Annotated in this window: 21 protein-coding genes; 15 read left to right on the forward strand and 6 right to left on the reverse strand. The window is 69.2% G+C overall.

The window, feature by feature from the left end:
- Positions 1 to 478: 478 nt before the first annotated feature.
- The 3 genes from ACFE76_RS14885 to ACFE76_RS14895 all read right to left on the reverse strand — a co-directional run bounded on the left by ACFE76_RS14885 (position 479) and on the right by ACFE76_RS14895 (position 4,184).
- A complete protein-coding gene (locus ACFE76_RS14885; protein WP_375432549.1) occupies positions 479 to 1,918 on the reverse strand; it encodes an aromatic amino acid lyase in 1,440 nt (479 codons plus the stop codon).
- A gap of 42 nt (positions 1,919 to 1,960) precedes the next feature.
- On the reverse strand, positions 1,961 to 2,692 hold the full coding sequence (locus ACFE76_RS14890) for an IclR family transcriptional regulator (protein ID WP_375432550.1): 732 nt from the start codon (positions 2,690 to 2,692) through the stop codon (positions 1,961 to 1,963).
- Positions 2,693 to 2,840: 148 nt separating this feature from the next.
- Entirely contained in the window at positions 2,841 to 4,184 is a 1,344-nt protein-coding gene (locus tag ACFE76_RS14895; RefSeq protein ID WP_375432551.1) for an MFS transporter, read from the reverse strand.
- 566 nt (positions 4,185 to 4,750) lie between these two features.
- On the opposite strand from ACFE76_RS14895, the gene hutU reads away from it, so the two are divergent.
- Genes hutU through hutI form a run of 4 tightly spaced genes read left to right on the forward strand, consistent with a single transcriptional unit; the run spans position 4,751 to position 10,105 of the window.
- A complete protein-coding gene (hutU, locus tag ACFE76_RS14900; RefSeq protein ID WP_375432552.1) occupies positions 4,751 to 6,409 on the forward strand; it encodes a urocanate hydratase in 1,659 nt (552 codons plus the stop codon).
- Positions 6,406 to 7,620: an allantoate amidohydrolase gene (locus ACFE76_RS14905; protein ID WP_375432553.1), complete on the forward strand. Its 1,215-nt coding sequence runs from the start codon at positions 6,406 to 6,408 to the stop codon at positions 7,618 to 7,620. Before hutU ends, ACFE76_RS14905 begins: the two co-directional genes overlap by 4 nt.
- Positions 7,617 to 8,936 carry a formimidoylglutamate deiminase gene (locus ACFE76_RS14910; protein WP_375432554.1) on the forward strand — a complete coding sequence of 440 codons (1,320 nt, stop codon included), beginning with the start codon at positions 7,617 to 7,619 and terminating at the stop codon, positions 8,934 to 8,936. Before ACFE76_RS14905 ends, ACFE76_RS14910 begins: the two co-directional genes overlap by 4 nt.
- Before the next feature lie 5 nt (positions 8,937 to 8,941).
- On the forward strand, positions 8,942 to 10,105 hold the full coding sequence (gene hutI, locus ACFE76_RS14915; protein WP_375432610.1) for an imidazolonepropionase: 1,164 nt from the start codon (positions 8,942 to 8,944) through the stop codon (positions 10,103 to 10,105).
- A 77-nt stretch (positions 10,106 to 10,182) separates the two neighbouring features.
- Here the strand turns inward: hutI and ACFE76_RS14920 are convergent, their stop codons facing one another.
- Entirely contained in the window at positions 10,183 to 10,938 is a 756-nt protein-coding gene (locus ACFE76_RS14920; protein ID WP_375432555.1) for an SDR family oxidoreductase, read from the reverse strand.
- A gap of 238 nt (positions 10,939 to 11,176) precedes the next feature.
- On the opposite strand from ACFE76_RS14920, the gene ACFE76_RS14925 reads away from it, so the two are divergent.
- Positions 11,177 to 11,407, forward strand: coding sequence for a hypothetical protein (locus ACFE76_RS14925; protein ID WP_375432556.1), 231 nt, complete (start codon positions 11,177 to 11,179; stop codon positions 11,405 to 11,407).
- Positions 11,408 to 11,469: 62 nt separating this feature from the next.
- On the opposite strand, the gene ACFE76_RS14930 is transcribed toward ACFE76_RS14925, so the two are convergent.
- Positions 11,470 to 12,468 (reverse strand): LacI family DNA-binding transcriptional regulator, encoded by a 999-nt coding sequence (locus ACFE76_RS14930; RefSeq protein WP_375432557.1) that lies wholly within the window; start codon positions 12,466 to 12,468, stop codon positions 11,470 to 11,472.
- A 135-nt stretch (positions 12,469 to 12,603) separates the two neighbouring features.
- On the opposite strand from ACFE76_RS14930, the gene ACFE76_RS14935 reads away from it, so the two are divergent.
- The 9 genes from ACFE76_RS14935 to ACFE76_RS14975 all read left to right on the forward strand — a co-directional run bounded on the left by ACFE76_RS14935 (position 12,604) and on the right by ACFE76_RS14975 (position 23,384).
- Positions 12,604 to 13,704 carry a dihydrodipicolinate synthase family protein gene (locus ACFE76_RS14935; RefSeq protein WP_375432558.1) on the forward strand — a complete coding sequence of 367 codons (1,101 nt, stop codon included), beginning with the start codon at positions 12,604 to 12,606 and terminating at the stop codon, positions 13,702 to 13,704.
- Complete coding sequence (locus ACFE76_RS14940; protein ID WP_375432559.1) at positions 13,701 to 14,753, forward strand: NAD-dependent epimerase/dehydratase family protein; 1,053 nt, start codon at positions 13,701 to 13,703, stop codon at positions 14,751 to 14,753. The genes ACFE76_RS14935 and ACFE76_RS14940 overlap by 4 nt, the downstream gene beginning before the upstream one ends.
- A gap of 36 nt (positions 14,754 to 14,789) precedes the next feature.
- Positions 14,790 to 16,187 carry an MFS transporter gene (locus tag ACFE76_RS14945; protein ID WP_375432560.1) on the forward strand — a complete coding sequence of 466 codons (1,398 nt, stop codon included), beginning with the start codon at positions 14,790 to 14,792 and terminating at the stop codon, positions 16,185 to 16,187.
- Positions 16,188 to 16,266: 79 nt separating this feature from the next.
- Positions 16,267 to 17,451, forward strand: a complete 1,185-nt coding sequence (locus ACFE76_RS14950) for a CaiB/BaiF CoA transferase family protein (protein WP_375432561.1) — start codon at positions 16,267 to 16,269, stop codon at positions 17,449 to 17,451.
- Positions 17,448 to 18,227 carry an enoyl-CoA hydratase/isomerase family protein gene (locus tag ACFE76_RS14955; protein WP_375432562.1) on the forward strand — a complete coding sequence of 260 codons (780 nt, stop codon included), beginning with the start codon at positions 17,448 to 17,450 and terminating at the stop codon, positions 18,225 to 18,227. Before ACFE76_RS14950 ends, ACFE76_RS14955 begins: the two co-directional genes overlap by 4 nt.
- Positions 18,228 to 18,293: 66 nt before the next feature.
- On the forward strand, positions 18,294 to 19,697 hold the full coding sequence (locus ACFE76_RS14960; protein ID WP_375432563.1) for an FAD-dependent oxidoreductase: 1,404 nt from the start codon (positions 18,294 to 18,296) through the stop codon (positions 19,695 to 19,697).
- 125 nt (positions 19,698 to 19,822) lie between these two features.
- A complete protein-coding gene (locus ACFE76_RS14965) occupies positions 19,823 to 20,623 on the forward strand; it encodes a sugar phosphate isomerase/epimerase family protein (protein ID WP_375432564.1) in 801 nt (266 codons plus the stop codon).
- Positions 20,620 to 21,621 carry a hydroxyacid dehydrogenase gene (locus tag ACFE76_RS14970; RefSeq protein WP_375432565.1) on the forward strand — a complete coding sequence of 334 codons (1,002 nt, stop codon included), beginning with the start codon at positions 20,620 to 20,622 and terminating at the stop codon, positions 21,619 to 21,621. Before ACFE76_RS14965 ends, ACFE76_RS14970 begins: the two co-directional genes overlap by 4 nt.
- 62 nt (positions 21,622 to 21,683) lie before the next feature.
- On the forward strand, positions 21,684 to 23,384 hold the full coding sequence (locus tag ACFE76_RS14975) for an acyltransferase (protein WP_375432566.1): 1,701 nt from the start codon (positions 21,684 to 21,686) through the stop codon (positions 23,382 to 23,384).
- A 213-nt stretch (positions 23,385 to 23,597) separates the two neighbouring features.
- On the opposite strand, the gene ACFE76_RS14980 is transcribed toward ACFE76_RS14975, so the two are convergent.
- Positions 23,598 to 24,476, reverse strand: a complete 879-nt coding sequence (locus tag ACFE76_RS14980) for a helix-turn-helix transcriptional regulator (protein WP_375432567.1) — start codon at positions 24,474 to 24,476, stop codon at positions 23,598 to 23,600.
- A gap of 187 nt (positions 24,477 to 24,663) precedes the next feature.
- Between ACFE76_RS14980 and ACFE76_RS14985 the strand changes: the two genes are divergently transcribed.
- Positions 24,664 to 25,527 (forward strand): SDR family NAD(P)-dependent oxidoreductase, encoded by an 864-nt coding sequence (locus ACFE76_RS14985; RefSeq protein ID WP_375432568.1) that lies wholly within the window; start codon positions 24,664 to 24,666, stop codon positions 25,525 to 25,527.
- Positions 25,528 to 25,653 lie beyond the last annotated feature (126 nt).

Consider the following 25,653-nt stretch of genomic DNA (forward strand, 5'->3'; position numbering starts at 1 on the left):
GGTGCTCCCGATCTCACGCTGATCAGTGGGTGGCTCGTGCGGCGTAGCGGCCACACACAGTGCTGTCACCCTATAGGGCAAGCCGCAGGATTGTTAGCCAGACTGGTGTGGTGTGAGCCCCAAAGTATGCGACGAACAACATCAGGCCGCCACCCTGGCGAAGTCTGATCCCGGCACCTGCGGTCCAATGTCCGCAACGCTCGTGCGCCTCGGGATAGGCGGCAAGCGCAGACGATAACGCCGATCTCGCCGGCGCTGCTGTTACTACGGCTGCAATCCCCGCCGGGCGCGACGGCATACGTGTCTTGGCGCCGGCCCGATCATGCGACCACCAGCCCTTACCCGTAGGCCGACTCAGGACAGGGAGGACCATACTGCTATGTCTTGGACAACGACATCATGAGCTTTCCGTTAGCGCTAGGTGCCGGGGCACGAGTACCTGCTCGCTACGGCTACCGTTCAATACCACCCGTCTGGCTCATCTGCAGCGCGGACCACCAGCCGGGCCGCTCTCGAAACTGAGTTGCGACAGCGAAGCGCCGGCCAGGTCGAGATCCTCTCGAAGGTCGCGGTCGGTCAGCTCGTCGGGCAGGTGTGCGACCGCTCGGTAGGCGAGCGACATCTGGGGCCTGAGCGCCGGGATGAGCCCTTCAATCCGGAGGAGTCTGATCGCCACCACAAGTTCGCAACTGAGTAGCACTTCCTGTGCCCGGGCAGTTCTTTGGAGCTGCTTAAGACTTTGGGCCGTGAAAGGCGCGTCTTCTTCAGCTCCTCGCGAGAGAGAAAGAGTGCCAGTTGACGCGGGCTCAGCAGCATTTCGGATTTCGGCAATAGTCGATGCGGCTACGTACTCGACCATCATGGTCCCTGACGCTCCGGCCGGCGGTCCGGCCAAGAAGGCGGGCTGACCGGTCTGGCTCGGTTCATGAGACATTCGGATTCGCGCGAATGTGTTGGTCGATGCTTGGGCGAGCGCAGCGTTGGTCGCATCGAGGGAGAGTCCGAGCCCGGCTTGGTAGAAAGCTCCGTGGTGGACGACTTGTTGCACACCGAAGAGCGGGTTCTCCTGGGCCCGCTGTAGTAAAGAGGTGAGCTGGCCGTCGAGCCGCTCAATCGCCGCTATCACCTCACCGTGGGTCAGGGAGAAGACGCGAAGTCCAAAAGGGTCTTGGATACGCCGGGGAGGCGTCGTCAGGGGCAGCAGGGCCGCTCGGAGGCGTGTGGCCACGGCAGCGGCGGACGGCGAGCCAGCCGCCGCTGCCGCCTCTGGTGACCACGACGAGGGATTACCGCCCAGGGCGGTGAAGCTGAAGGCGTAGATGACCTCAGCCGCTCGCGCCAGCTGCTGGAGCTGGGAGGCGACAAGACACGCCTGGCCGAGGGTCAACGCGCTGCTGCTGAGGAACGGTAGGGCGCTGTCGGCTCCCCAAGGCGCCATGCGGGTCAGAGGCCGTGTCGCTGGGCGTTCCCCGATCAAGGTCAAGGCGGTGCTCGCGAGAGCGGTGAGATCTCCGGTCCCGATGGATCCAAAGCGTCGGATGGTCGGCAGTGCGTCTTCGTTGAGCATCCTGGCCAAGGCCTCCAAGATGTCAGGGTCAATTCCTGAGCCCGGATGGCACAGCTGGTTGAGACGCACACCGAGCATCGCGCGAATCTCGCGTTCGGGCACGGAGGGGCCGGCGTCAACCGCGTGGCTGCGGAGCAGCCGAAGGCCATGCTCCCGATCCCGCTCGACGGTGGTCGACCTGTTCGCGCCCACTCCCGTGGTGCGTCCGTACACGGGGGTGGAGCGGCTGACTTCCTCAGCCTGCTGGTGGACGTTCCGTAGCGTCCTCAGGACTTGGGGGGCCACGACTACCGGTTCGCCGTCGGCGATGGCCACGATATCGCCGACCGAAGCCGCCCCTGCTAGCTCCATCTGATCCTTCTGGTTGCTGCCTGTGGTACGAGTCGGACTGACCTAGGCCGGTTGTGAGTAGCGCGACACCTCAGTCTTGGCTTTGCCACCGAGCTCTGCGGTGAGCTTGGCAACTCGGCGGGTGAGCTCTCGCCCCAGTCCGTGTGCAGCGGCCGAGTTGAGTCGGTAGCTGGGCACAATCAGACTCAGGGCAGCCACCACCCGGTCCCCACTGCGGACAGGGGCGGCTATCGCCGTGACGTCGGGCTCGAGACCCCGCTCGATGACCACATAGCCGTCGTCCGGGACCCTATCGGTGAGCACTTGCCCAGCCGCGGTTCCCTCCAGCGGAATGGTGCGTCCCACCCAGCTGGTGTGCCGGATGGAGTGCGTACCCTCGACGATGGCGATGTAGAGGGCAGTGTCACGATGCCCGAACACGCTCAGATATACCGACTCTCCTGTCGCCTCCGACAGCGACGTCATCTCGGCGTTGCAGATGCCTACGAGCGACTCCTGGCTCAGGGCCAACGTGCCGAGCTGAACCAGGCGTGGGCCGGGGCCGTACATGCCGTCGTCGTCGCGGCTCACGAAGCCGGTCGACTCAAGGGTGCGAAGCAGCCGCATCGTGGTGCTGGGTGACAGATTGACCTCGCGAGCGCAAGCAGCCGATGTGACCCGGCCGCCGGTGCAGACCGCCGCCAACAGAGAGAGAGCGCGCTCGACCGTACGGGTGGACGACTCGGCCATCTCGATGCTCCCTTCCACTGAGCCCGCACCGGTGGCGGTGGTCACCTCAGGACACTCTTCTACCATCCTGCCTCCGGTGCGTCGTTCCTCGGCTCTGGGTCGGGTGCTCTGGCCAGCGGTGACAGGGCATCGCAGGTGAGTGAGACCGGGCCACCGCTCGACACAGGGTCGTCAACCGGTGGCCCGGTCTGGTTCAGTCGAGCGCGGTCCCCTTCGTCTCGGGAGCGATGAGTATGGAGACAACCAGACCCACGACCAAGACGGCTACCAGGCCTGACATCGTCCAGGACAAGCCAACCGAGTTCAGGGCGAGGGGGAGCAGGAAGGTTCCGATGGCCGACCCGATCCGGCTCAGACCGTTCAGCAGTCCCACGCCGGACCCACGCAGCTCGGTTGGGTAGAGCTCGGCGGGATACACCTGATCCAGGTTGGTGGCCCCCGACATCGTGAAGGTGAAGATGATGAAGAAGGCCAACAGAATGGGGATCGGCAGATAGGTGGCGAAAGTCAGCGGCAGCAGGGCGATGATCAAGACCACGAAGGAGCCGATGGTGACCGCTCGGCGAGACCACTTGGCCACGAACCAGATGCCGGCGATGCCTCCGAGGAGCAAGAACAGGTTCAGGACCGAATCGACGGTGTAGTTCTCCTCTCCCAGACCCATCTTGCTCAGCACGAGTGGCAGGAAGGTGAAGATCGCGAAGTACGGGATGACCTGGGCGTTGTAGAACACGATGCCGAAGATCGTGTTACGCCGGTGGATGGGGGCAAAGACATCGAGGTAGCGCGTGGTGTGCGTCTCGTCAGCACTCACGAGACTGGTGGGGTCGATGTCCTGGCCAGTCATCCGACGTGCCACGGTCCGGGCCTCGTCCAGCTTCCCCCGCATCGCCAGCCACCGTGGTGACTCCGGAGTTCCGATCCGCAGGAGAACGACCAAGATCGCGGGGATAGCGCTGCTCGCCAGCAGATAGCGCCACACCTCACCTCCGGTGGGGGCTAGGGCGTTGCCGAAGAAGAAGGCAGCCGTGTAGCCGACCGTCCACATCACCGTGAGGGAGGCCAGCAGCATGCCGCGATAGCGCCGAGGCACGAACTCGGCCACGAGTGTCGGGCCGAGCGCATAGTCCGCACCGATACCAAAGCCGATGATCAGCCGCAGGACCAGCAGCTGCCCCGGTGTCTCGACGAAGAACTGCAGCAGCGCCGCCACCGCGATCACCGCGAAGTCCCACAGGTAGAGCCGCTGCCGACCGAACTTGTCGGCGAGCCAGCCGACGGTCGTGCTGCCGAAGAAGAGACCGACCAGGGCCGCTGAGCCCAGGAGTGCCTGCCACAGCGTCGTGATGCCAAGCGACTTGGTCAACGTGGGAAGGGCGATACCGATGATGCCCAGCTCGAAGCCGTCTGAGAAGTTGGCGCAGAAGGTCAGGGCGGTGATCTTGAGGTGAAAGCGGTTCAGCGGGGCGTCATCGAGGACCAGTCTGTCCTCGGCGACGGCGCCGCCGCCCGGGGGCTCGGGCGCTAGTGCGGTCATGGGAGCTCCAAAAGAGGGTGGGCGTGACTGAGCACGCGGGCGGGCGTCACGGTCGAACCGGGCGCGTGCTCGGCCCCGACCGTGCATACGGCTAGCAGGTCCGTCCGTGTGTCCGTGGCGTCATCGAGCGCGGGCACACCAGCGGGATGAGCAGAAGCGGACCGCAGTCCACGGGTGTGGGCCGGTCCAGACGGCCAACCCGGTGCAACGAGCTTGACCTCACTCCCGGGGATCACCGGGAACAGCCGGTCAAACAGGGTCGTGATGTGACCCCACACTGTGACTGGGCGATGTCACTGGCCGACACAGAGTGTGAGGATTCAAGCAGAGATGGCCCGAGGTGACAAGAGCCTGGACTGTGGCAAATCACGGTGCCTCAGCCCGGTGCACCGTCGCCCGCCGGCGATACCTCGTCGTTACAAGAATGATCGCCTGTTGAAACAGTAGTTTCAGCTGGTGAACCTAGACGGGGGTGGTGGTTACGGTGTCGAATACCTCTCAGCGCTACTGCGACCGGCTCCGCCGACGTGCTGGCGAGGTCGTCCTCAACGCAAAGGAAGATGTTCATGGAAGGTGCACGCCCAGTCCGGGCCGCTCGGGGTGTCACGCTGACTGCGCGTTCGTGGCAGACAGAGGCGCCGCTTCGGATGCTGATGAACAACCTGGATCCAGAGAACGCCGAGCGGCCAGACGACCTCGTCGTCTACGGAGGTACCGGTCGTGCCGCACGCGACTGGCGGTCGTTCGACGCGATGGTGCGCACGCTCACGACCTTGGCCCCTGACGAGACCATGCTCGTGCAGTCGGGTCGACCGGTCGGCGTCATGCGGACGCACGAGTGGGCGCCGCGCGTGATCCTGGCCAACTCCAACCTGGTCGGCGACTGGGCCACCTGGCCGGAGTTTCGACGGCTCGAGAAGCTTGGCCTGACGATGTACGGCCAGATGACGGCAGGCTCGTGGATCTATATCGGCACCCAGGGCATCGTCCAAGGCACGTTCGAGACGTTCGCCGCCGTGGCGGACAAGCGGTTCGGTGGATCGCTGGCGGGCACGCTGACCCTCACCGGAGGGTGCGGTGGCATGGGTGGCGCCCAGCCGCTGGCGGTGACGATGAACGGAGGCGTCTGCCTCATCGTCGACGTAGATCCCAGCCGGTTGCAGCGCAGGGTCGACCATCGCTACCTCGACGAGGTGGCCGCTGACCTGGACGAGGCAGTCGCCAGGGCGCTGGAGTTCAAGGCCGCCCGGCAGGCCCGGTCCATCGGCATCGTCGGGAACGCGGCCGACGTGTTCCCGGAGCTGCTCCGGCGGGGCGTCGAGGTCGACATCGTCACCGACCAGACGTCCGCTCACGACCCGCTGTCCTACCTGCCGCAGGACATCGCAGTGGAGGAGTGGTCTGACTACGCCGAGCACAAGCCCGACGAGTTCACCGATCGCTCGCGTGCCTCCATGGCTCGGCAGGTCCAGGCCATGGTGGAGTTCCAGGACGCCGGCGCCGAAGTGTTCGACTACGGCAACTCGATCCGCGACGAGGCTCGCCACGGCGGCTACGAGCGGGCCTTCGAGTTCCCGGGGTTCGTGCCGGCCTACATCCGGCCACTGTTCTGCGAGGGCAGAGGTCCGTTCCGCTGGGTTGCTCTCTCAGGTGACCCCCGAGACATCGAGGCGACCGACCAGGCGGTCATGAAGCTATTTCCCGACAACGACCGGTTGCAGAAGTGGATGCGGGAGGCGAAGGACAAGATCGGGTTCCAGGGCCTACCGGCCCGCATCTGCTGGCTTGGCTACGGCGAGCGGGACCGGGCAGGCCTCGCCTTCAACGACCTCGTGGCTCGCGGTGTGGTCCAGGCGCCCATCGTGATCGGCCGTGACCACCTCGACTGCGGATCTGTCGCCAGCCCGTACCGGGAGACCGAGTCCATGCTCGACGGCTCCGACGCGATTGCTGACTGGCCGCTGCTGAACGCTCTCATCAACACCGCATCCGGAGCGACGTGGGTCTCGATCCACCACGGCGGTGGCGTGGGTATCGGCCGCTCGCTCCACTCCGGCCAGGTGTCCGTGGCTGACGGCACGCCGTTGGCCGCCCAGAAGCTGGAGCGCGTGCTGACCAACGACCCGGGGATGGGGGTCATCCGACATGTCGACGCCGGGTACGACGAGGCTGAAGCGGTCGCTGCCGCGCGTGGGGTTCGTGTCCCGATGACCGAGGGGTCGTGACATCGAGCTCGGCGCCAGGCTTCGCCGGGCTCTGGGCTGCGCTCGAACCCGTCGGGCGGAGCTCATCAGGCGGGTACCGCAGGTTCGCCTGGAGCGCGACGGACCGGGTGTTGCGCGAGTGGTTTGCCGACGAGTGCGCCAAGCGTGGTCTCGACTACGTCGAAGATCGGGCCGGCAACCAGTGGGCGTGGTGGGGTGACCCGGACGCAGCGCCCGGCCAGGGAGTCGTCACCGGCTCTCATCTGGACAGCGTTCCTGACGGCGGTCCCTTTGACGGTCCCCTGGGAGTGATCAGCGCGCTCGCCGCCGTCGACGCCCTGCGCAGGGTCGGGTTCCAACCAGCCAAGCCCATCGGTGTCGTGTGCTTCGCCGACGAGGAAGGGGCTCGCTTCGGCGTTGCCTGCTCGGGGTCGCGGTTGGTCGCAGGGTCCTTGTCCCCTGAGCGCGCCCTTGCGCTCCGCGACGTCGACGGGCTCAGCATGGCCGAAGCCCTGACCGCCGCGGGCCGCGACCTGACCGGGTTCGGCCCAGACCCGGCGGCCGTGCAACGTGTCGGGCACTTCGTCGAGCTCCACGTGGAACAGGGCCGGGCCCTCGACCACATCGGTGCATCGGTAGCGGTGGGTACGGACATCTGGCCGCACGGCCGATGGCGGATCGACTTCCCCGGCGAGGCCAACCATGCGGGTACGACCGCCCTTCGGGATCGTCGCGACGCGATGCTGGGTTACGCCGATACGGTGTTGGCCGCTCGCGCCACGGCTCAGGAGCACGACTGCCTCGCCACGATCGGCAGGGTGTCGGTCAGGCCCGGAGCGGTCAACGCGATCCCGAGCTCGGTCACGGGCTGGCTCGATGTCCGTGGCAGCGACCCGACGGCCGTCAGAAGGACGGTCCTCGACATCACCGCGCACGCGGGGAGCTTCGGCGCCACCGTCGTCGAGGAGTCCTGGACCGACGACACCCGTTTCGACACCTCCCTGGTCCGACGAATGCAACGAGCGCTCGGCAACGTTCCCCTGCTGAGCACCGGCGCCGGCCACGACGCCGGGGTGCTCGCAGCGGCGGGCGTCTCCTCCGCCATGCTCTTCGTCCGCAACCCCAGCGGTGTCTCGCACTCGCCGGCCGAACGGGCAGAGCTCGCTGACTGCCTCGCCGGCGTGGAGGCCCTCACGACCGTGCTGGCTGACCTGGCCGGACCCCCAGGGTGACCACGTACTGGTGCGCCCACGCGCAGCTGCCGACCGGGCTCGCCACGCGCGTGCGCCTCAGCGTGCACGACGGGCACTTCACCGAAGTCACCGTCGGCACCGACCCGCAGCCGTCCGACGAACGGCTGACCGGAGTCGTCCTGCCCGGCATGGCCAACGCGCACAGCCACGCCTTCCACCGCGCGCTCCGGGGTCAGACCCACGGCTCCGGGGGGACGTTCTGGACGTGGCGTGAAGGAATGTACGCCGTCGCCGACGTTCTCGACCCCGACCTCTACCTGGCGTTGGCCCGGGCGCTCTACGCCGAGATGGTGCTGGCGGGTATCACGGCTGTCGGTGAGTTCCACTATCTCCACCACGGCCCTGGTGGCGTTCCCTACGCCGACCCGAACGCGATGGGGCACGCGCTGATCCAGGCCGCCACCGAGGCGGGCATCCGGCTCACGCTGTTGGACACCTGCTGCGTCGCGGGCGGTCTGGGCGCCGACGGACATCTGCCCCTCAACGGGGTCCAGCAACGGTTCAGCGACGGTGACGTCGAGTCCTGGGCCGTACGCGTAGCCCTCCTGGAGGAGTCCGACCAGGTCCGTATCGGCGCCGCGGCGCACTCGGTCCGCGCGGTGCCCGAGGACGAGCTGGGTCGGCTCGCGACGGTGATGGGCTCCCAGCCGCTCCACGTCCACCTCAGCGAACAGCCAGCCGAGAACCTGGCCACGCAGGCGTTCTACGGCTGCTCGCCCACTGAGCTCCTGGGTCGGACCGGTCTGCTGGGTCCCCGCACGACTGCCGTTCACGCCACCCACCTCAGCGACGCCGACATCACCATCCTCGGAGGGACGGCAACGTGCACCTGCTTGTGCCCGACCACAGAGCGTGACCTGGCGGACGGGATCGGCCCGGCCCGGCGGCTGCACGACGAGGGCAGCCCGCTCAGTCTGGGTACGGACCAGCACGCCGTCATCGACTTCTTCGAGGAGATGCGCGGTCTCGAGATGCATGAACGGCTCCTCACCCATCAGCGTGGATGCTTCTCTCCCGAGGAACTTCTCCATGCCGCGAGCGCCGCTGGGTACGAGGCCCTCGGCTGGGCCGGAGGCGGCCGGATCGCTGCCGGGGCCGTGGCCGACTTCGTGTCCGTACGGGAGGACAGCGTCCGGACGACCGGGTGCGCGCCCGACCAGATCATCTATGCCGCCACAGCTGCCGACGTCGACCGCGTGGTGGTCGGAGGGCGCACCGTCGTGTCCGCCGGGAAACACCACCTCGGTGCCGTGGCTCCGTTGATCGCCGATGCCCTCGACAAAGTCCGACGGTGACCGCCATCTCCTCGACGTTGATCACCGGGATCGCCGAGCTCGTCACCTGCGACGGGACCGGTCCCGATCGACTCGGCCTCCGCTTCGGTGCGGCACTCGTGGTGGCAGACAGTCACGTGGCCTGGATCGGACCTCTGAGCGCTGCCCCTGCCGCCGACCAGCGCATCGACCTGGGCGGTCGCACGCTCGTTCCGGGGTTCGTCGACTCGCACGCCCATCTGGTGTTCGCGGGGGACCGAAGCCTCGAGTTCGCGGCCCGGATGGCGGGTCGACCATACGACGGCGGCGGCATCGGCGTCTCGGTCGCCGCGACCCGGGGTGCCTCGGACGAGGAGCTACGCGGGTTGGTCGCTCGGCGAGTCGCCGAGATGCGGAGCCTGGGCACCACCACGGTCGAGATCAAGAGCGGTTACGGCCTGACGGTCGACGACGAGGTCAGGGCCTTGACCATCGCGGCCGAGTTCACGTCCGAGACCACTTTCCTGGGCGCCCACGTGGTGCCCGGCGAATACGTCGACGACCGGGCCAGCTATCTCGACCTCGTCGTCGGGCCGATGCTGGCGGCAGCGGCCCCGCATGCTCGTTGGATCGACGTCTTCTGCGAGCCACGGTCCCCGCATGCCTTCACGGAGGCCGAAGCTCGAGCCGTCCTGGTGGCCGGCCGCGAGGCCGGACTCGGCATCCGGATGCACGGCAACCAGCTCGGACCCGGCCCCGGCGTACAGCTTGCGGTCGAGCTCGGCGCCGCCAGCGTCGACCACTGCACCTACCTGTCGCCCGCAGACGTCGACGCCTTGGCTGACGCCCGCGACCAGACCGTTGCCACCCTGCTGCCAGGGGTGGAGTTCTCCACCCGATCGCCTTACCCCGACGCGGCCCGGTTGCTGCGTGCTGGCGTGTCGATTGCCTTGGCTACCGACTGCAATCCCGGGACGTGCTACTCGTCGTCGATGGCTTTCGTGATCGCCCTGGCCGTGCGGGAGATGGGCCTGACGCCGGGCCAGGCTCTTTACGCCGCTACCGCCGGCAGCGCCAAGTCCCTGCGCCGGGCCGACATCGGCCGGATCGACATCGGCTTGCGCGCGGACTTTGCCGTCCTCGACGCCCCTTCGAGCTCCTACCTTGCCTACCGCGCTGGTATGCCGCTGGCTAGCGCTCTCGAGCTGTGATGCGCGTCGTACGGGCCAACGGCGTTGCCTGGACGCATCGAGCGATCGGTTGGACGGTGAGCGTCGTCCGAGGTGAGCTAGCGGTCAGCTGAGGAGTCCCGGAGCCATTGGTCGAAGGTTGTGGGACCGGTGCGCACCGACACCGATGGCAGCATCACGTCCCCGGCAAACTCGAGCCCGAACACGCCGTTGTGCCAGGAGGGCCTCAGCTGGACAGTGGAGCTACGCATCTCCAGCACTCGTCGGCTCATGTCGACGAGGTCGTGAGGGTCCGGCCCGGCAAGCTCAACGATCGAGCGGGTCGCCGGGCCGGTGGCCATCTCGACCAGGACCTGGGCGACGTCGGCCACGGCGACCGGTTGCATGAGCAGGGGCGGGACCGCTGCGACACCGTCGTGGGTGGTCCAGGCCACGGTCTGCTCGGCAAAGTCGAAGAACTGCGTGGCCCGCAGGATCGACCAGGGAACGGGCCCGCTACGGGTCAGGTGCTCTTGCCGACGCTTGCCGGCGTAGTGCCCGTTGTCTCGCACGAGGTCGACGTTCACGATCGACAGGGTCACCAGGTGGCGCACTCCTGCCTCGATGGCGGCGCTCTGGAGGTGTGAGGTGGTCGCGGAGAAAAACGCCTCCGCCGCCGCTGGGTCCGTTTCCTCGGTGTTCAGCACGTCGATGACGGCCTCCACGCCGCGGAGAGCGTCCGCGACGCCGTGTCCTGTCAGCAGGTCCGTTCCCGCCGACCGTGCCAGAGCGACCCGATCGTGGCTCTGTTCGGTCAGTACCCGCATCACGTGGCGGCCTACCAAGCCCGTGGCTCCAGCTACGGCGATTCGCATCTGGGCAAGATACCCAATCCTGCCGACGCGTCCGAGTAGCGACGTGCACGGTTCTCCGACGCCATCGCCTCTGGCTCGGCAACCGTGACCCTTATCGTTCCGGGGCGTGGTAACACGGCAAGATCGAGCGGAGGCGTTCAGCCGCTGCTACCGTCGCTCTCGGCGACGGGCCGCTGCGGGAGACTTGCCGGCCCCTAGGTCCCGACGGAATGCTCTTGTTCGTCGTGGCCTACGGAGAGTGCAGAACGATCACGGACATCTTCTGGTCGAGAAACGCGAGCGCCACCCGAGGTTCAGAAAAGTGCATCTCGAGGATCGGCTCTCGGTTGATCGCGCGGATCTCGTCGGCCGCGGCACGGTGGTCGGTGTGGGATCAGAGGTGCTGGCGGGCGACTCAGGCTCGCTGCGCGACAACACGGTGTTCGTCAACATGCTCAGCGACGTCGGTGCTGGTCGCTGGCGCCGATGAACCCGAAGGCAGATGGCTCCGTCGGCTCAGCATCCTGGGTCGGCGCACGCCGCGGGTGGCGCCTAGGTGATCCCGTCGGTCGAGGCGCGCTGGACCAGGGTCGGCGGACGACTCGTGACCACGATGTTCTCCAGGGCGTCTCCCACGATCGCGCCGTAGAGCATCTCCGCAGCGGCCCGCCCCGCCTCTCGCATGGGCATCTGGACCACGGTCAGGGAGGGCCGGGCGACGGCGGCGAACCAGGTGTCCTGGATCGCCACCACCGACAGGTCCGACGGAACGGAAAGTCCCAGGTCCGCCGCCGCCGCCAGCGCGCCGAGGCCGGCGTTCACGCTCGCGACGACGACCCCGGTGGGGCGGTCCGGGTGCTGGAGGAGCCTGGTCATGGCCTGCTGGCCATCTGCGGCTTCCCATCCGCCCTCGACGACGTGGCCGGGTTGCACCGGGAGGCGGTGGCGGCTCATGCACCCGAGGAACCCCTCCCGGCGGCGCCGAGACGCGTCGTGCAGGTCCCGCCCGCCGAGGAAGGCAATGCGGCGGTGGCCGAGGTCGATGAGGTGCTCGGTTGCGGCTGCCGCCCCTTCAGTGTCGGCCAGGATGACGGACCCCAGCCGCTCCGACAAGCAGGAGTTGAAGGTCACGACGGGTATCTCGGCCCGGAGGACGGCGTACAGGTGCTCGTCGTCCATCGTCTCCGGCCGCTGCAGGAGGACCCCGTCCACCCGGCCCCGCCCCACGATCGCGGTGAGGTCCTGGCCGTCGCCGATCTGGCTCAGCAGTACCGCCGCCTGGTGCTCGCGGACCACGGAGGCGACGCCGGTGAGCAGCTCGGCGAACACCGCGTTGCTCACGTCGGGGACCACCAGGGCCAGGGCCCCCGAGCGAGCCGTCCGCAGCGCCCGCGCCCGCTGGTCGGGGATGTAGGCCAGCCGTTCGGCCACCTCCACGATGTGGGCCCGCGTGGTCTCGCTGACCCGAGCATGGGCCACCCCGTTGAGAGCGCGGGAGGCCAGGGAGCGGGAGACGCCGGCCGCGTCTGCGACGTCCTGGAGCCTGACCATGGCCGGACTTTAACAGTTGTGCTGCACAATCGGTTTTGTACCGGCGCACAATCGGTTGCGCACAACCTGGATCTGTGGTTCAGTAGCCGACGCAGACCAGAGCCGGTCCTTCACCCAGCCAAGAAGGTGACCTTCGTGCGCGACACTCACCGTGAGGTCTCCGCCCTCCTCCGGGCGGGGAGCGTCATCCCCGCCCACCCGCTCGCCCTGAACTCACAGCTCGGCTTGGACGTGCGGCGACAGCGAGCGCTGACCAGGTACTACGTCGACGCGGGCGCCGGCGGCGTCGCGGTCGGGGTCCACACGACACAGTTCGGCATTCGCGAGCACGGCCTCTACCCGACGGTCCTGCAGACCGTCGCGGAAGCGGCGACCCACTGGACCGAACGCCCGTTCGCCCTGGTCGCCGGGGTGACCGGATCAACCACGCAGGCCGTCGAGGAGGCCCGGGTCGCGGCCGGGCTGGGCTACCACGCGGCGCTGGTCAATGTCGCGGCCTTCGCCGGCCAGCCCGAACAGCGGGTTCTCGACCACTGCCGCAGCGTCGCCGAGATCATGCCGATCATCGGGTTCTCCCTGCTGCCCGAGGTGGGTGGGTTCCACCTCAGCTACGAGTTCTGGCGCGAGTTCGCCCAGATCGACCAGGTCGTCGCCATCAAGCTGGCGCCCTTCAACCGCTACCGGACGGTCGACATCGTCCGGGCGGTCGTCGACGCCAGGGCAGAAGACCGGGTCACCCTCTACACCGGCAACGACGACCACATCGTGCTGGACCTGCTCGTCCCCTTCCGTGTCCGTCGGGACGGGGTCGACGTCAGGGTCCGGATCATGGGCGGTCTGCTGGGGCACTGGAGTGTCTGGACCAAGCAGGCCGTCGAGCTGCTCCAGACCATCCACCTCGCCGCCGTCCAACCTTCGGTCAGCAACGAGCTGCTGGCTCTCGACTCCGTCGTGACCGACATGAACTCGGCGGTCTATGACGCCGGTCACGACTTCGCCGGCTGCATCCCCGGCTGCCTGGAGGTGCTGCGCCGGCAGGGTCTGCTCGACGCCGTCCGCTGCCTCGACCCGGGCGAGGTCCTGGCCCCCGGGCAGGCGGAGGCGATCGACCGGGTGGTGACCACCTATCCCGAGCTCACCGACGACGACTTCGTCCGCCAGCACCTCAGTCGCTGGCTCGGCGAGGTCGGCGACCCGAACCCCACCCCGCTCACGGAAATGGTGCACCCCAGATGACGGCTACCCCTGATCTCCTGAGACGCGACGGGTTTCCCGACCACTTCACCGACGTGGACGACCTCGAGGAGTTCATGTCGCGACCGACCCAGGAGCTCGTGGACGACCTGGCCGAGATCACGGGCGACTTCATCGTGCTCGGGGTCGCCGGCAAGATGGGGGTCACCCTGGCCCGGCTGCTGAAACGGGCCGCGCCAGGGCGGCGCGTCATCGGCGTCGCCCGATTCTCCGACCCCGACGCCCGGGCCAAGCTGGAGGGCTGGGGGGTCCAGACCATCTCCTGCGACCTCCTCGACCGGGACCGGGTCGAAGCCCTGCCGAAGGTGGAGAACGTCATCTACCTGGCGGGGTTGAAGTTCGACTCCGACGGACGCGAGAACTTCATGTGGGCGATGAACACCCTCGCGCCCGCGTACGTCGCCGAGGCCTTCGCGCAGTCCCGGATCGTGGCTCTGTCCACGATCCACGTCTACCCGTGGTCGGACCCGGCCCGCGGGGGCGTCGACGAGACCACCTCCCCCCGCGCCCGGCCCGGTGAGTACGCGAACTCGGTCGTAGGCCGGGAGCGCATCTTTGAGTACCACTCCCTGGCCCACGGCACTCCGGGCCGCAACGTCCGGTTCGTGTACGCGGTCGACACCCGGTACGGGGTCATGCAGGAGATCGCCGACTGGGTCTGGAACGGTGTGCCGATCCCGCTGGAGACCGGCACCGTCAACCTCATGTGGCAGGGCGACGCCATCAACCACTTCGCGCGCCTCCTCGCCCGTACGAAGGTCCCGACCACCCCGATCAACATTGGCGGCCCCGAGCTGGTCAGCGTCCGCAACCTCGCCGAGCAGTTCGGCGAGATCTTCGGCAAGCCGCCCGTCTTCACCGGCGTGGAGGGCGAGTGCCTCGTCGTCAACTGCGAGCAGGCGTCGGCGGAGCTCGGCCACCCGTACGTCTCGGTGCGCACCATGGTCCGTTGGGTCGCCGAGTGGACCAGGTCGGGCAAACCCACCATCGGCAAACCGAGCAAGTTCCACGTCCGTACCGGCTCTTTCTGAAGGTCCGGGCCCTTCCCACCGTCGACAGGAACCACCATGTCTGCACCAGCCCGTCCCCCCACCAGCACGGCGATGGCGACGACGCCGGGGACGATCGGCGATGTCGCGAACCGGATGGAGCGGCTGCCGGCCACGAGCTGGCAGGTGCGAGTCCGGCTGCTCATCGGCACGGCGACCTTCTTCGACGCCTTCGATGCCCTGACCATCGCCCAGGTCCTTCCTGTCCTGGTCGGCCAGTGGAACATCGGCGCCGGGCAGATCGGCATCCTCATCTCCGCCGGCTACCTCGGGCAGCTGGTGGGTGCCCTCCTGATCTCTGCCGTGGCGGAACGGCGCGGCCGGGTCCCGGCCATGGTCGTGGCCATCGTCGGCTACTCGCTGATGAGCATCCTGTGCGCCCTGGCCTGGAACTTCGAGTCCCTGGTGGTCTTCCGGACCCTGCAGGGGATCGGCCTGGGCGCCCAGGTACCGATCGCCGCGGTGTACATCTCCGAGCTCACCAAGGCCCACGGCCGCGGCCGGTTCGTCCTGCTCTACGAGCTGGTCTTCTCGGTCGGCGTCGTCTTCGCGGGTCTGGCCGGATTCTGGATCGTGCCTCGGCTGGGCTGGCAGTACATGTTCGTCATCGGTGCCCTGCCGATCCTGGTCGTCTACTTCATCCGCCGCCACGTGCCGGAGTCACCACGCTGGCTCGCCGCCAGGGGCTGGCACGAGCAGGCGGATGCCTCGCTCCAGCGCATCGAGACCGGCGTCGCTGCCGCGGCCCGCACCACCCTGCCGGACCCCGAGCCCGTCGCGGTCGAGCCGCCCACCGGGCGTTCCTCGGGCTGGTTGGAGATCTTCCGGGCCGGGTACGCGCGCCGAACCCTGGTCGTGTGGACCATCTGGTTCGCGGCCTACCTCGTCTACTACGGCATCGGCACGTGGATGCCCACCCTCTACCGCACGGTGTTCGACCTGAGTCTGACGGCGGCGCTGGGCTTCGGCCTGATCGGCAACGTCGCCGCCCTGGCCGGCGCGGCGACCTGCGCCCTCCTGATCGACTCGGTCGGTCGCCGCCCCTGGTTCACCGGGTCCCTCGCCGGCGCCGGCTTCCTGCTCTGCGCCCTTGCTGCCCTGCGGGCCGACAGCGCCGTCCTGGTGCTGGTCCTCGGGAGCGCCGCCCAGTTCTTCGCCGCCTCCACCGCCATCGGGCTCTACCTATACACCCCCGAACTCTACCCGACCAGGGTGCGGGCGCTCGGGGTGGGTACGGCCACCGCCTGGCTACGGATCGCCTCCATCGTCGGCCCGCTGCTGATCGGGGCCCTGATCGGCTACGGGCTGGGCACCATCTTCGCGATCTTCGGGGCCATCTCGCTCGTCATCGCCGTGTTCGTCGCCGTCTTCGCCACCGAGACCAAGGAGCAGGTGCTCGAGGAGCTCTCCCCCTGACGCCGCAGGCAGCGGCCACCGCCTCGAACGCAGCCGCCCTCCTTGTCCTCAACCGTGTTCTTCACCAGATCGGACCATCATGCTCAGTGGCGTACGAGTCGTCAGCTTCACCCACTTCCTCCAGGGACCTTCGGCCACCCAGCTGCTGGCCGACGTCGGGGCCGAGGTCATCAAGGTCGAACCGCCCAGCGGGGCCTTCGAGCGCACCTGGTCGGGGCCGGACGCCTTCCTTGAGGGCGATACCAGCGTGTTCTTCCTCTTGGGCAACCGCAACGTACGCAGCCTGACGGTCGACCTGAAGGACCCGGCCTGGCTCGAGGTGGTCCTCAAGCTGGTGGCCGAGGCCGATGTGCTGGTCGAGAGCTTCCGTCCGGGAGCCATGGACCGGCTCGGTCTGGGGTGGTCGCGGCTGCACGAGCTCAACCCGCGGTTGATCTACTGCTCCCTGTCCGGCTACGGGTCCGACGGGCCCTACCGCGACCGACCAGGTCAGGACGTGCTGCTGCAGTCCATGTCCGGCCTGGCCAGCGCGACCGGCAGCGCCAGCACCCCACCGACGCCGGTCGGCGCCTCACTGGTCGACCAGCACGCGGCCGTCCTCGGCGCGTTCGGCATCCTGGCCGCCCTGCACGGACGCGAGCGCAGCGGGGTCGGCAGCCTCGTGGAGAGCAACCTGCTGAACGCGGCCCTGGACCTGCAGATCGAGCCGCTCAACTACTTCGTCAACGGATTCACCGGGATCCGCAGCGAGAGCGGGATCTCCTCGCCCTACTACAAGGCTCCGTACGGTGTCTTCGCCACGTCCGACGGTCACCTCACGCTGTCGTTGAACTCGCTGGAGACCATGGCGGCGGTCTTGGAAGACCCCTGGTTCGCCGAGGTCGGGGAGCATCGCAGCTACGAACGGCGCGAGGAGGTCAACGAAAGGGTCGCCCAGCACCTGTCCCAGCAGCCCACCGACCACTGGGAGCAGCTCTTCGCCCGGCACCGGGTCTGGTTTGCCCCGGTGAACACCTACGGCGACGTCGTCGCTGACCCGCAGGTCAGGCACAACAAGAGCTTCACCACGTTCGAGCACCCGGAGGCCGGCACCGTGACCGTCCTGGCTCACCCCGTGACCTACGACGGTGTCCGGCCTGGGGTACGTCACATCCCGCCGGACCTGGGGGCGGCGAACGAGGACGTGCTGCGTACCCTCGGCTACGACTCCGACCAGGTCGAGCTGCTGCAGTCGAGCATCCTGTCCCGACGGGCCAGCCGATGACGTCACCGGTGGCACCCGACTTGCTGGTCAGGGTGGCGCAGCACGGCCCCGTCACCGAGCTCGTGCTGGGGAACGACCGAAAGCGCAACGCCCTCACCGCCGCCATGATCAGCACCCTCACCCGAGTGGTCGAGAACCCACCCGCTGGGACCCGCGCTCTCGTCATCACCGGTGCACCCCACTTCTGTGCCGGGGCCGACATCGCCGTCTACGCGGACGGTCGGGCCGAGGAGATCGCGGCCTTCACCTCCGGGGCGGGCGCGCTGCTGCAGGCCCTCACCGACAGCCCACTGCCCGTGCTGGCCGCCGTCGAAGGGGTCGCGCTGGGTGGCGGGTTCGAGCTCGCGCTCGCCGCGGACCTGGTGATCGCCGCTCAGACCGCCTCCTTCGGGCTGCCCGAGACCCAGCTCGGTCTGATCCCGGGTTGGGGTGGGACGCAGCGCCTGACCGCGCAGGTCGGCATCCGCCGGGCGAAGCAGCTGATCATGCTGGCCGAACGGATCGACGCCCGGTCGGCCTTCGACCTGGGGCTCGTGAACGCGGTCTGCCCCGCAGGGCAGGCCCAGGCCCAGGCTCTGGACTGGGCGCACCGGCTGTCTGCCGGCTCCGCGTCCGCTCTGGCCGCCGCCAAGGCCATGACGAACCTCGGGCAGGGGCAGCTCTCCCTCGAGGCCGAACGGCAGGCCCTGATGGAGCTGTTCACCTCACCCGACGGGATCGAAGGGGTCCTGGCGTTCCGCGAGAAACGACCACCCCAGTTCGGACCGGCCCCCTGAGCCGGATCCGACCTCCGTCCGCATCCGACCACCGCCCACCGACCACCGACCACCGAGGACCAGCCCGTGCCGGCAGCCCAGCAGCGTGTGAACACCGATCCCGAACCCTTCCCCGGCTGGGCGCTCCTGGCCGGAAGAGTGAACCGTCGCCCGCCCGAGCTGCCGTTGTTGGCCTCGGTCGACGTCCTCGTCGTCGGTGGGGGAGCGTCCGGGGTGGCCGCCGCGACCACGTCGGCCGAGCTCGGCCACACCACCCTGCTGGTCGAGAAGTACGGGTTCTGCGGGGGCGCGGCCGTGGCCGGGATGTCCGGCACGATCTGCGGGCTCTACCTCGCCCACGACACTCCGACCGTCCCCCAGCAGGTGGTCTTCGGGTTTGCCCAACGCTTCCGGGAAGGCTTGGAACGACGCGGCGGCCTGACCGCCCCCCAGCGCTACGGGAAGACCTTCACCGTCACCCACGACCCACTGGTCTGGCGCGAGACGGCCGACGACCTCCTGACCGCGGCCGGGGTCCGCGTCCTCTTCCACACCAGCCTGACCGGGGTGGTCGTCGAGGGCAACGTCGTACGAGGCGTCGTCCTGGACTCGAACGCCGGCCGAGGGGTCGTCCTGGCCAGCAGGGTGGTGGATGCGTCGGGCGATGCCGCCGTCCTTGCCCGGGGCGGCTTCCGGTACCGCTTCGGGGACACCGGCCAGATTCAGAACCCCACCATGTTCTTCCGCCTCGGCCAGGTCGACCGCGACCGGTTCCTCGACTACTGGGGCGACGACACGATCTGCCCGGCCAAGGTCTCCGAGCTCATCGACACCGCCGCCGAGAGCGGGTCCTACGACCTCCCGCGGCGAAAGATCTGGATCTTCCCCAGCCCGAGACCCGGTGAGCTGCTCGTCAACGCCACCCGGCTCACCGCGACCGACGGCCGGATGCTGAACGTCATAGACCCGGCCGACTTCACCGAGGCCGAGCTGAACGGCCGTCGCCAGGTCCGCCACTACGCACGTTTTCTCGCCGACCACATTCCGGGGCTGGCGCACAGCTTCGTGGTCGACACCGGGGTCGAGGCAGGAATACGTCAGACGAGAACGGCGTACGGGGTCGCCACCCTCACCGCCGCCGACGTCGTCGCCGCCCGCAAGTCCCCCGACACCATCTGCCGCTCACCCTGGCCGATCGAGCTCCACGCCGGCTCCCGGCCGAAGCTGGAGTGGCTGCTCGAGGACTACTACGACGTCCCGTTCGCGACCCTGGTCCCCGAGACCGCCGAGAACCTGATCATGGCCGGGCGCAGCCTCAGCGCCGACCACGAGGCACTCGCTTCGGCCCGGGTGACCGCCCAGTGCTTCGAGTACGGTCACGCAGCCGGGGTCGCCGTGGCACTGTCCATCGACACCGACACCGCCGTACGCGACCTGCCGGTCGACAAGATCCAGGCCGTGATGCGTCAGCGGGGAAGCGCGCTGGGATGAGGCACACTCTCATGGTCCGGCGGTCGTTGCTCGGCGCTCGTCAGCCACCGACATCAAGAAAGAGGCCGCACGTGGTCGTCCTGTCCGCATCAACACTGGGAGCCCCCGGTGAGGACCTCACCCAAGTGCTGGAGGCTCTCCGCCGGACCGGTATCGGCGGCGTGGAGCTGCGCCTGAGCGCCGGCGAGATCGCCGACCCCGCCATGACCCGGCGCCGGCGGCGGGAGGTCCGGGCCACCATCGAGGAGGCCGGGGTGGTCGTCACCGGGGTGGCCAGCTACGTCCGGGTGGCGAGCGACCTGCCCGACGACCTGGTGCTCGGGGCTCTGGTCGCCGCGCTCAGCGTGGCCGCCGACCTCGGGGCTCCGGTGGTGCGGGTGTTCCCCGGCGCCCCCACCCGGCCGGCGGCCGATGACGTGGTGCCGGTGCTGCTGGAGTCGGGTGCGCAGGTGGCCGACCGGGCCGCCCGCCGGCTCGACGCCGTCGCGCCGTACGCCGCCGAGTGCGGGGTGGTGCCGGCGCTGGAGACCCACGACTCCCATCCCACCGGAGCCCTGATCGCCGAGATCCTGGGCCGGGTGCAGTCCCCGGTCGGAGCCATCTGGGACCTGGTGCACCCGTGGCGGGTCGGCGAGCCGCTGGCGGACACCTGGGCCGCGCTCGGCCCGTGGGTGACCGGGGGGCGGGGCAGCGTACAGGTCAAGGACGCCGACCTGCCGGACTGTGCCACACCCCTGCCCGTCGGCCAGGGCCGGCTGCCGACGGACCCGTTCGCGGCCCTGCTGGTCGAGGTCGGTTACGCCGGGACGGTGACCCTGGAGTGGGAGCGGGCCTGGCATCCCGAGGCCGCCCCGCTGGAGGAGGCGTGCCACTCCCTGCGCCGCTGGGCCGACCGTCACTGGCCGGCTCGAGACGAGATCCGGTGAGCCGTCCGCAGGTGGTGCTCGCCATGCAAGGTCCGGCCATGCGAGACGCCCTGTTCCCGCCACGGCTCACCGGACGGCTGCTCGACATCGCCGCCTGCGACCCGGGGCTCGTGGTCACCGACTTCACCGCCGCCCGCCGCGAAGCCCTGGCCACGGCCGACGTGCTGCTCACCGGTTGGGGGTGCCCGCGGATCGACGCGGCCGCCCTGGAGCTGATGCCGGCGCTGCGGCTCGTGGCCCACGCGGCGGGCTCGGTGAAGGCCCACGTCGACCCGGTCTGCTGGGAGCGGGGCGTCCAGGTGACGACGGCTGCGGCGGCGAACGCCGTCCCCGTGGTCGAGTTCACCCTCGCGCAGATCATCCTGGCGGGCAAGGATGTGCTGGGGGCGACCCACCGCTACGCCGCAGGACTGCCGCGACCGGCTGAGGCCGTGGTCCCGGTGGGCAACTACGGGCGTACGGTCGGGATCATCGGTGCCTCCACGATCGGTCGCGGGGTGCTGGAGCGGCTCCGGGTCTTCGACCTCGAGCGGCTGCTCGCCGACCCGACGGTCACGGCGGCGCAGGCCCGCCAGCTCGGAGCCGAGCGGGTCGGGCTGGACGAGCTGATGGGTCGCGCCGACGTCGTCTCACTCCACGCCCCGATGCTGCCCGCGACCGTGGGCATGATCGGGTCCCGCCAGCTCGCGGCACTCAAGGACGGGGCCACCTTCATCAACACCGCGCGCGGTCGGCTGGTCGACCACCAGGCGCTGCGCCGCGAGCTGGCCACCGGCCGGATCAGCGCGATCCTGGACGTGAGCGACCCCGAGCCGTTGGAGCCGGACGACCCGCTCTTCGCGCTGCCGAACGTCCAGCTCACCCCGCACATCGCCGGCTCGACGGGCAACGAGCTGCACCGGATGACCGCCCTCGCCCTGGACGAGGTGGAGAACTATGCCGCCGCACGCCCGCTGCGCCACCCCGTCCGGGCGACGGACCTGGCGCGGATGGCCTGACGACACCCCGGCCCAGGACCCCCCCGACACCAAGACACCCGACACCAGACACCAGAGGCACGATGAGCGAAGCAGCAAAGTCCCCGTTCGACCAGCACGCCTACGACTACTCGCCCTGGCAGTTCTGGTCGCGCGCCAGCCCGGCCGAGCAGCAGCGTCAGCGTGACCTGCAGCGGGGGCTGACCAGCACCGGTGACGCCGTCCTCGGGGAGCGGTGCTTTCTCAGCGCCCTGGCCGCCGTGCAGACCGAGCACCTCGAGCTGGGACCGGACAGCTGGATCGCGGCTCACGCCTACGTCACCGGTTCGGTACGCACCGGGCGCGACTGCACGATCAACGCCTTTTCGGTGGTCCGCGGTGACGTCAGGCTCGGCGACGCCGTCCGGATCGGCGCCCACACCTCGATCCTCGCTTTCAACCACACGATGTCCGACCCCGACGTCGAGGTCTTCCGGCAGCCGATCTCGTCCCGCGGCATCACCATCGGCGACGACGTCTGGATCGGCTCGCACGTGGTGCTCCTGGACGGGGTGCAGATCGGCGACCGGGCAGTGGTGGCCGCCGGAGCGGTGGTCACCAAGAACGTCGAGCCGGGCGCGGTGGTCGGTGGCAACCCGGCGCGGCTGCTGCGCTGGCGGGTCGCCCCGCCGCAGGCGGCGGCCCCACCGCGCGAGGTCGACCTGGGTGAACGCGTGAGCGCCTTCGTCAGCCGGGCGCGAGGTCAGGCCGAGGAGATCCTGGACCGCTCCTGGCGGGCCGACCTGCACGACGGCCTCTTCGTCGACCGGCCGGGTCAGCCGCCGACCGTACGGGCGCAGTGTGACGCCGTCGAGATCGCCGACCTGCTGCTGGGCCGGGCACCGGACCAGCTCCCGGCCGCCGAGCAGGCTCGTCGCCTGCGGTCGCTGCAAGACCCCGGCACCGGTATGGTCGCGTCGCTTGACGGGGCAGGTCGCTCAGGTCCGCCCGTGACCGACCTGTCCGACGATGAGGCGAACTACCACGTCCTGTGCGTCGGTTACGCCCTGGACGTCCTGGGCAGCCGCTTCGACCAGCCCGTACGCCTCCTCGCCCAGACCAGTCCCGCCGAGCTCGTGGAGCGGCTCGACGGCCTCCCCTGGGAGCACCAGGCCTGGACCTCCGGCCACTGGGTGGACATGGTGGGGACGGCGCTGCGCTGGAACCTCCCCCAGCAGGTGCCGGGCTCGCGGGGGGCGGCCGAGACCCTGTTCGGGTGGCTTCTCACCCGGGCCGACCCTCGTACGGGTATGTGGGGCTCGGTCGCCGGGGAAGCCGGACCGCTGCAGGTGGTCAACGGCTTCTACCGCGCCTCCCGCGGGACGTTCGCCCAGTTCGGCCTGCCGCTTCCCTACCCCGAACGGGTGGTGGACACCGTCCTGGCGCACGCCCGCGACGCCACCCTCTTCGCCCCCGCGCGGCAGACCGCGTGCAATGTCCTGGACGTGGCGCACCCCCTGTGGCTGGCGCGTCGCCAGAGCGACCACCGGGCCGGCGAGGTGCAGGACCTCGCCACCCGGCTGCTGGGTGACCTGCTCGGCCACTGGACCGACGGCCAGGGTTGCGGTTTCCAGGCCCCGCACCCGAGGACCCGGGCCCTGCCGAGCACCGCTCCCGGGCTGCAGGGGACCGAGATGTGGCTGGCCATCCTGTGGCTGTTGGCGGACCTGACGGGCCTGTCCGAGCTGGTCGGCTACCGACCCCGGGGGGTGCACCGACCCGAACCTGGATGGCGCCTGGTGTGAGCGACGGACGGCTCGCCGCCCAGCTTCTTCGACAAGTGGCGGCAGACAGCAACGACTCGCCGCCGACGTTCACCCGTTGCCGCCACTCGTGACAGGGCTCGGGATCTCACCATCGGCGGGTTTCCACCCACTGGCGCACCGGTGATCGCGGAGGTGACGCACCGGCTCAGGGGTCGACGACCAGCTCGGCTCCGGACCGTCGGCTACCCCCGGCTACCACGCACGTCCGGTGGTGTCCGGCGACAGTGACCAGCTGGCCAACATGTCCATGGCCCGACGCGACGGCGAGTTCGCCTCGGTGGTGTAGACGAAGATCGTGGTCCCCGGATCGTCGGGGACCATCAGTGTCTCGTAGTCGACCGTCAGGTCACCCACGATCGGGTGACGCAGGCGCTTCGAACCGTGCGTCCGCTGATAGACGCGGTGCTCGGACCACCACCTCGTGAACTCGGGGCTCTTCTCCTCCAGCTCGGCGATCAGCTCGGCTGTGGCCCGGTCGTCCGGGGCGTTGCCGGCCTCCAACCGCAGGCTTTCCACGGCCGCGCGCGCCTGGACCTCCCAGTCGACGAACAACGACCGCGCTTCGGGGTCGAGAAACATCCAGCGCGCGTAGTTCCGCAGGGGCGCGGGCAGCCGCTCGAAGTCGGTGAAGAGCGCTCGGGCCATCCGGTTCTGCCCGAGCACCGTGGCGTGCCGTCCCAGGATGAGCGCGGGCTCGCCGTCGAGTGAGTCGAGGAGCTGGTACAACCCCGGCCGGAGCCGTTGCACCGCTGGAGCCCGCGGCCGGGATCGGCGACCCGTGGTGAGCCCGACGAGATCGCTGAGGTGCATCTGGCCAGCCGCATCCAGTCCGAGCGCCCGGCCGACGGCCTCGACCACGGACGGAGACGGCACGATGCGACGTCCCTGCTCCAACCGGGCGTAGTAGTCGGTCGAGACGCCGGCGAGAACAGCGACCTCCTCCCGCCGCAGCCCGGGAACGCGACGCACCCGGCCATCCGCGGGCAGCCCAGCACGGGTCGGGTCGCATTGACTGCGGGCCCGGCGCAGGAAGTCCGCCAGCTCACGGTTCTGATCAGAGTTCTGCGTCATGCCGTCCAAGTCTGCCCGCCGGCCTGCCAGCGGCCTCGCCCGTGGGTGGTCCGGAGAGTCCTAGGTCCGTCGGACCCAGGTTCGACCGGGCCTCCTCGGGCGCTCGCGACCGGCAGCTCGACCGCAAGAGTGGTGAGCAGTCGCCACCAACGAGCGACGGCATCGACAACCTCGAAGGTGAACAATCATGAGCTACCCGACCGACCGACCGGCAACCTGGTTCGTCACCGGCGCATCCCGTGGCCTGGGCCTCGAGCTGGTCTCCCAGCTCCTCACCCAGGGCGAGAACGTGGCCGCCGCCACCCGCTCGACCGACCGTCTGCTCGAAGCGCTCGGCCGTGGTGTGGATACCACCGCGTTGCTGCCGATCCAGGTCGACCTGCGTGACGAGGAGTCGGTCAGGGCTGCCGTCCAGGCGACCGCCGACCGCTTCGGCTCACTGGATGCCGTGGTCAACAACGCCGGCTACGGCTACCTGGGCGCGGTCGAGGAGACCAGCGAGAGCGATGTGCGCGCCATGCTCGACGTCCAGGTGGTGGGCGTCTGGAACGTGCTTCGCGCAGTACTGCCCGTGCTTCGGGACCAGCGGAGCGGACATATCGTGAACGTCTCCTCCGTCCTCGGTCTCACCGCCGTGCCCGGGTGGGGGCTCTACTGCGCAGGGAAGTTCGCTCTCGAGGGTCTGAGCGAGGCCCTGGCCGCTGAGGTCGCCGATCTCGGCATCGACGTCACCATCGTCGAGCCGGGCTACTTCCGTACGTCGTTCCTCACCCCCGACTCCTTGCGGCTGCCGGCCACGACGGTGGCGGCCTATCCGGCCCTGCGGGAGATGACCCAGAACCATCTGGATCTGCAGGGCAGCCAGCCGGGTGACCCGGTCCAAGGCGCCGCACAGATCATCGCCCGGGTCCGCGACAGCGTCTCGGCACCGCTGCGGCAGCTGCTCGGTACGGATGCCCACGCCTACGCCACCGCCAAGGTCGATGCCCTGCGAGACAACCTCGACCAGACCAGGGACAGCGCCCCCGTCACGGATTTCGCCACCGTGTGAGGACCACCACCGACGAGAACCGACCCGAGGAGATCACCGTTGGGCGATGCGTCTCTCCAGGAGCGCATCGTCCAGCGGCCCCAGCTGGGCTCGGCGGCGGGCCGCTCGTACTGGCGGCTGGGTCGC

Origin of the sequence: uncultured Friedmanniella sp., from assembly GCF_964244005.1 — a bacterium.
In the GTDB taxonomy this organism is placed as follows: domain Bacteria; phylum Actinomycetota; class Actinomycetes; order Propionibacteriales; family Propionibacteriaceae; genus Microlunatus.

Bases quoted from the DNA above. Each gene is read 5' to 3' on its own strand.
- ACFE76_RS14885 (WP_375432549.1), bottom strand. From the start codon at position 1,918: ATGGAGCTAGCAGGGGCGGCTTCGGTCGGCGATATCGTGGCCATCGCC.
- ACFE76_RS14895 (WP_375432551.1), bottom strand. From the start codon at position 4,184: ATGACCGCACTAGCGCCCGAGCCCCCGGGCGGCGGCGCCGTCGCCGAG.
- hutU (WP_375432552.1), top strand. From the start codon at position 4,751: ATGGAAGGTGCACGCCCAGTCCGGGCCGCTCGGGGTGTCACGCTGACT.
- ACFE76_RS14920 (WP_375432555.1), bottom strand. From the start codon at position 10,938: ATGCGAATCGCCGTAGCTGGAGCCACGGGCTTGGTAGGCCGCCACGTG.
- ACFE76_RS14930 (WP_375432557.1), bottom strand. From the start codon at position 12,468: ATGGTCAGGCTCCAGGACGTCGCAGACGCGGCCGGCGTCTCCCGCTCC.
- ACFE76_RS14940 (WP_375432559.1), top strand. From the start codon at position 13,701: ATGACGGCTACCCCTGATCTCCTGAGACGCGACGGGTTTCCCGACCAC.
- ACFE76_RS14945 (WP_375432560.1), top strand. From the start codon at position 14,790: ATGTCTGCACCAGCCCGTCCCCCCACCAGCACGGCGATGGCGACGACG.
- ACFE76_RS14950 (WP_375432561.1), top strand. From the start codon at position 16,267: ATGCTCAGTGGCGTACGAGTCGTCAGCTTCACCCACTTCCTCCAGGGA.
- ACFE76_RS14955 (WP_375432562.1), top strand. From the start codon at position 17,448: ATGACGTCACCGGTGGCACCCGACTTGCTGGTCAGGGTGGCGCAGCAC.
- ACFE76_RS14975 (WP_375432566.1), top strand. From the start codon at position 21,684: ATGAGCGAAGCAGCAAAGTCCCCGTTCGACCAGCACGCCTACGACTAC.
- ACFE76_RS14980 (WP_375432567.1), bottom strand. From the start codon at position 24,476: ATGACGCAGAACTCTGATCAGAACCGTGAGCTGGCGGACTTCCTGCGC.
- ACFE76_RS14985 (WP_375432568.1), top strand. From the start codon at position 24,664: ATGAGCTACCCGACCGACCGACCGGCAACCTGGTTCGTCACCGGCGCA.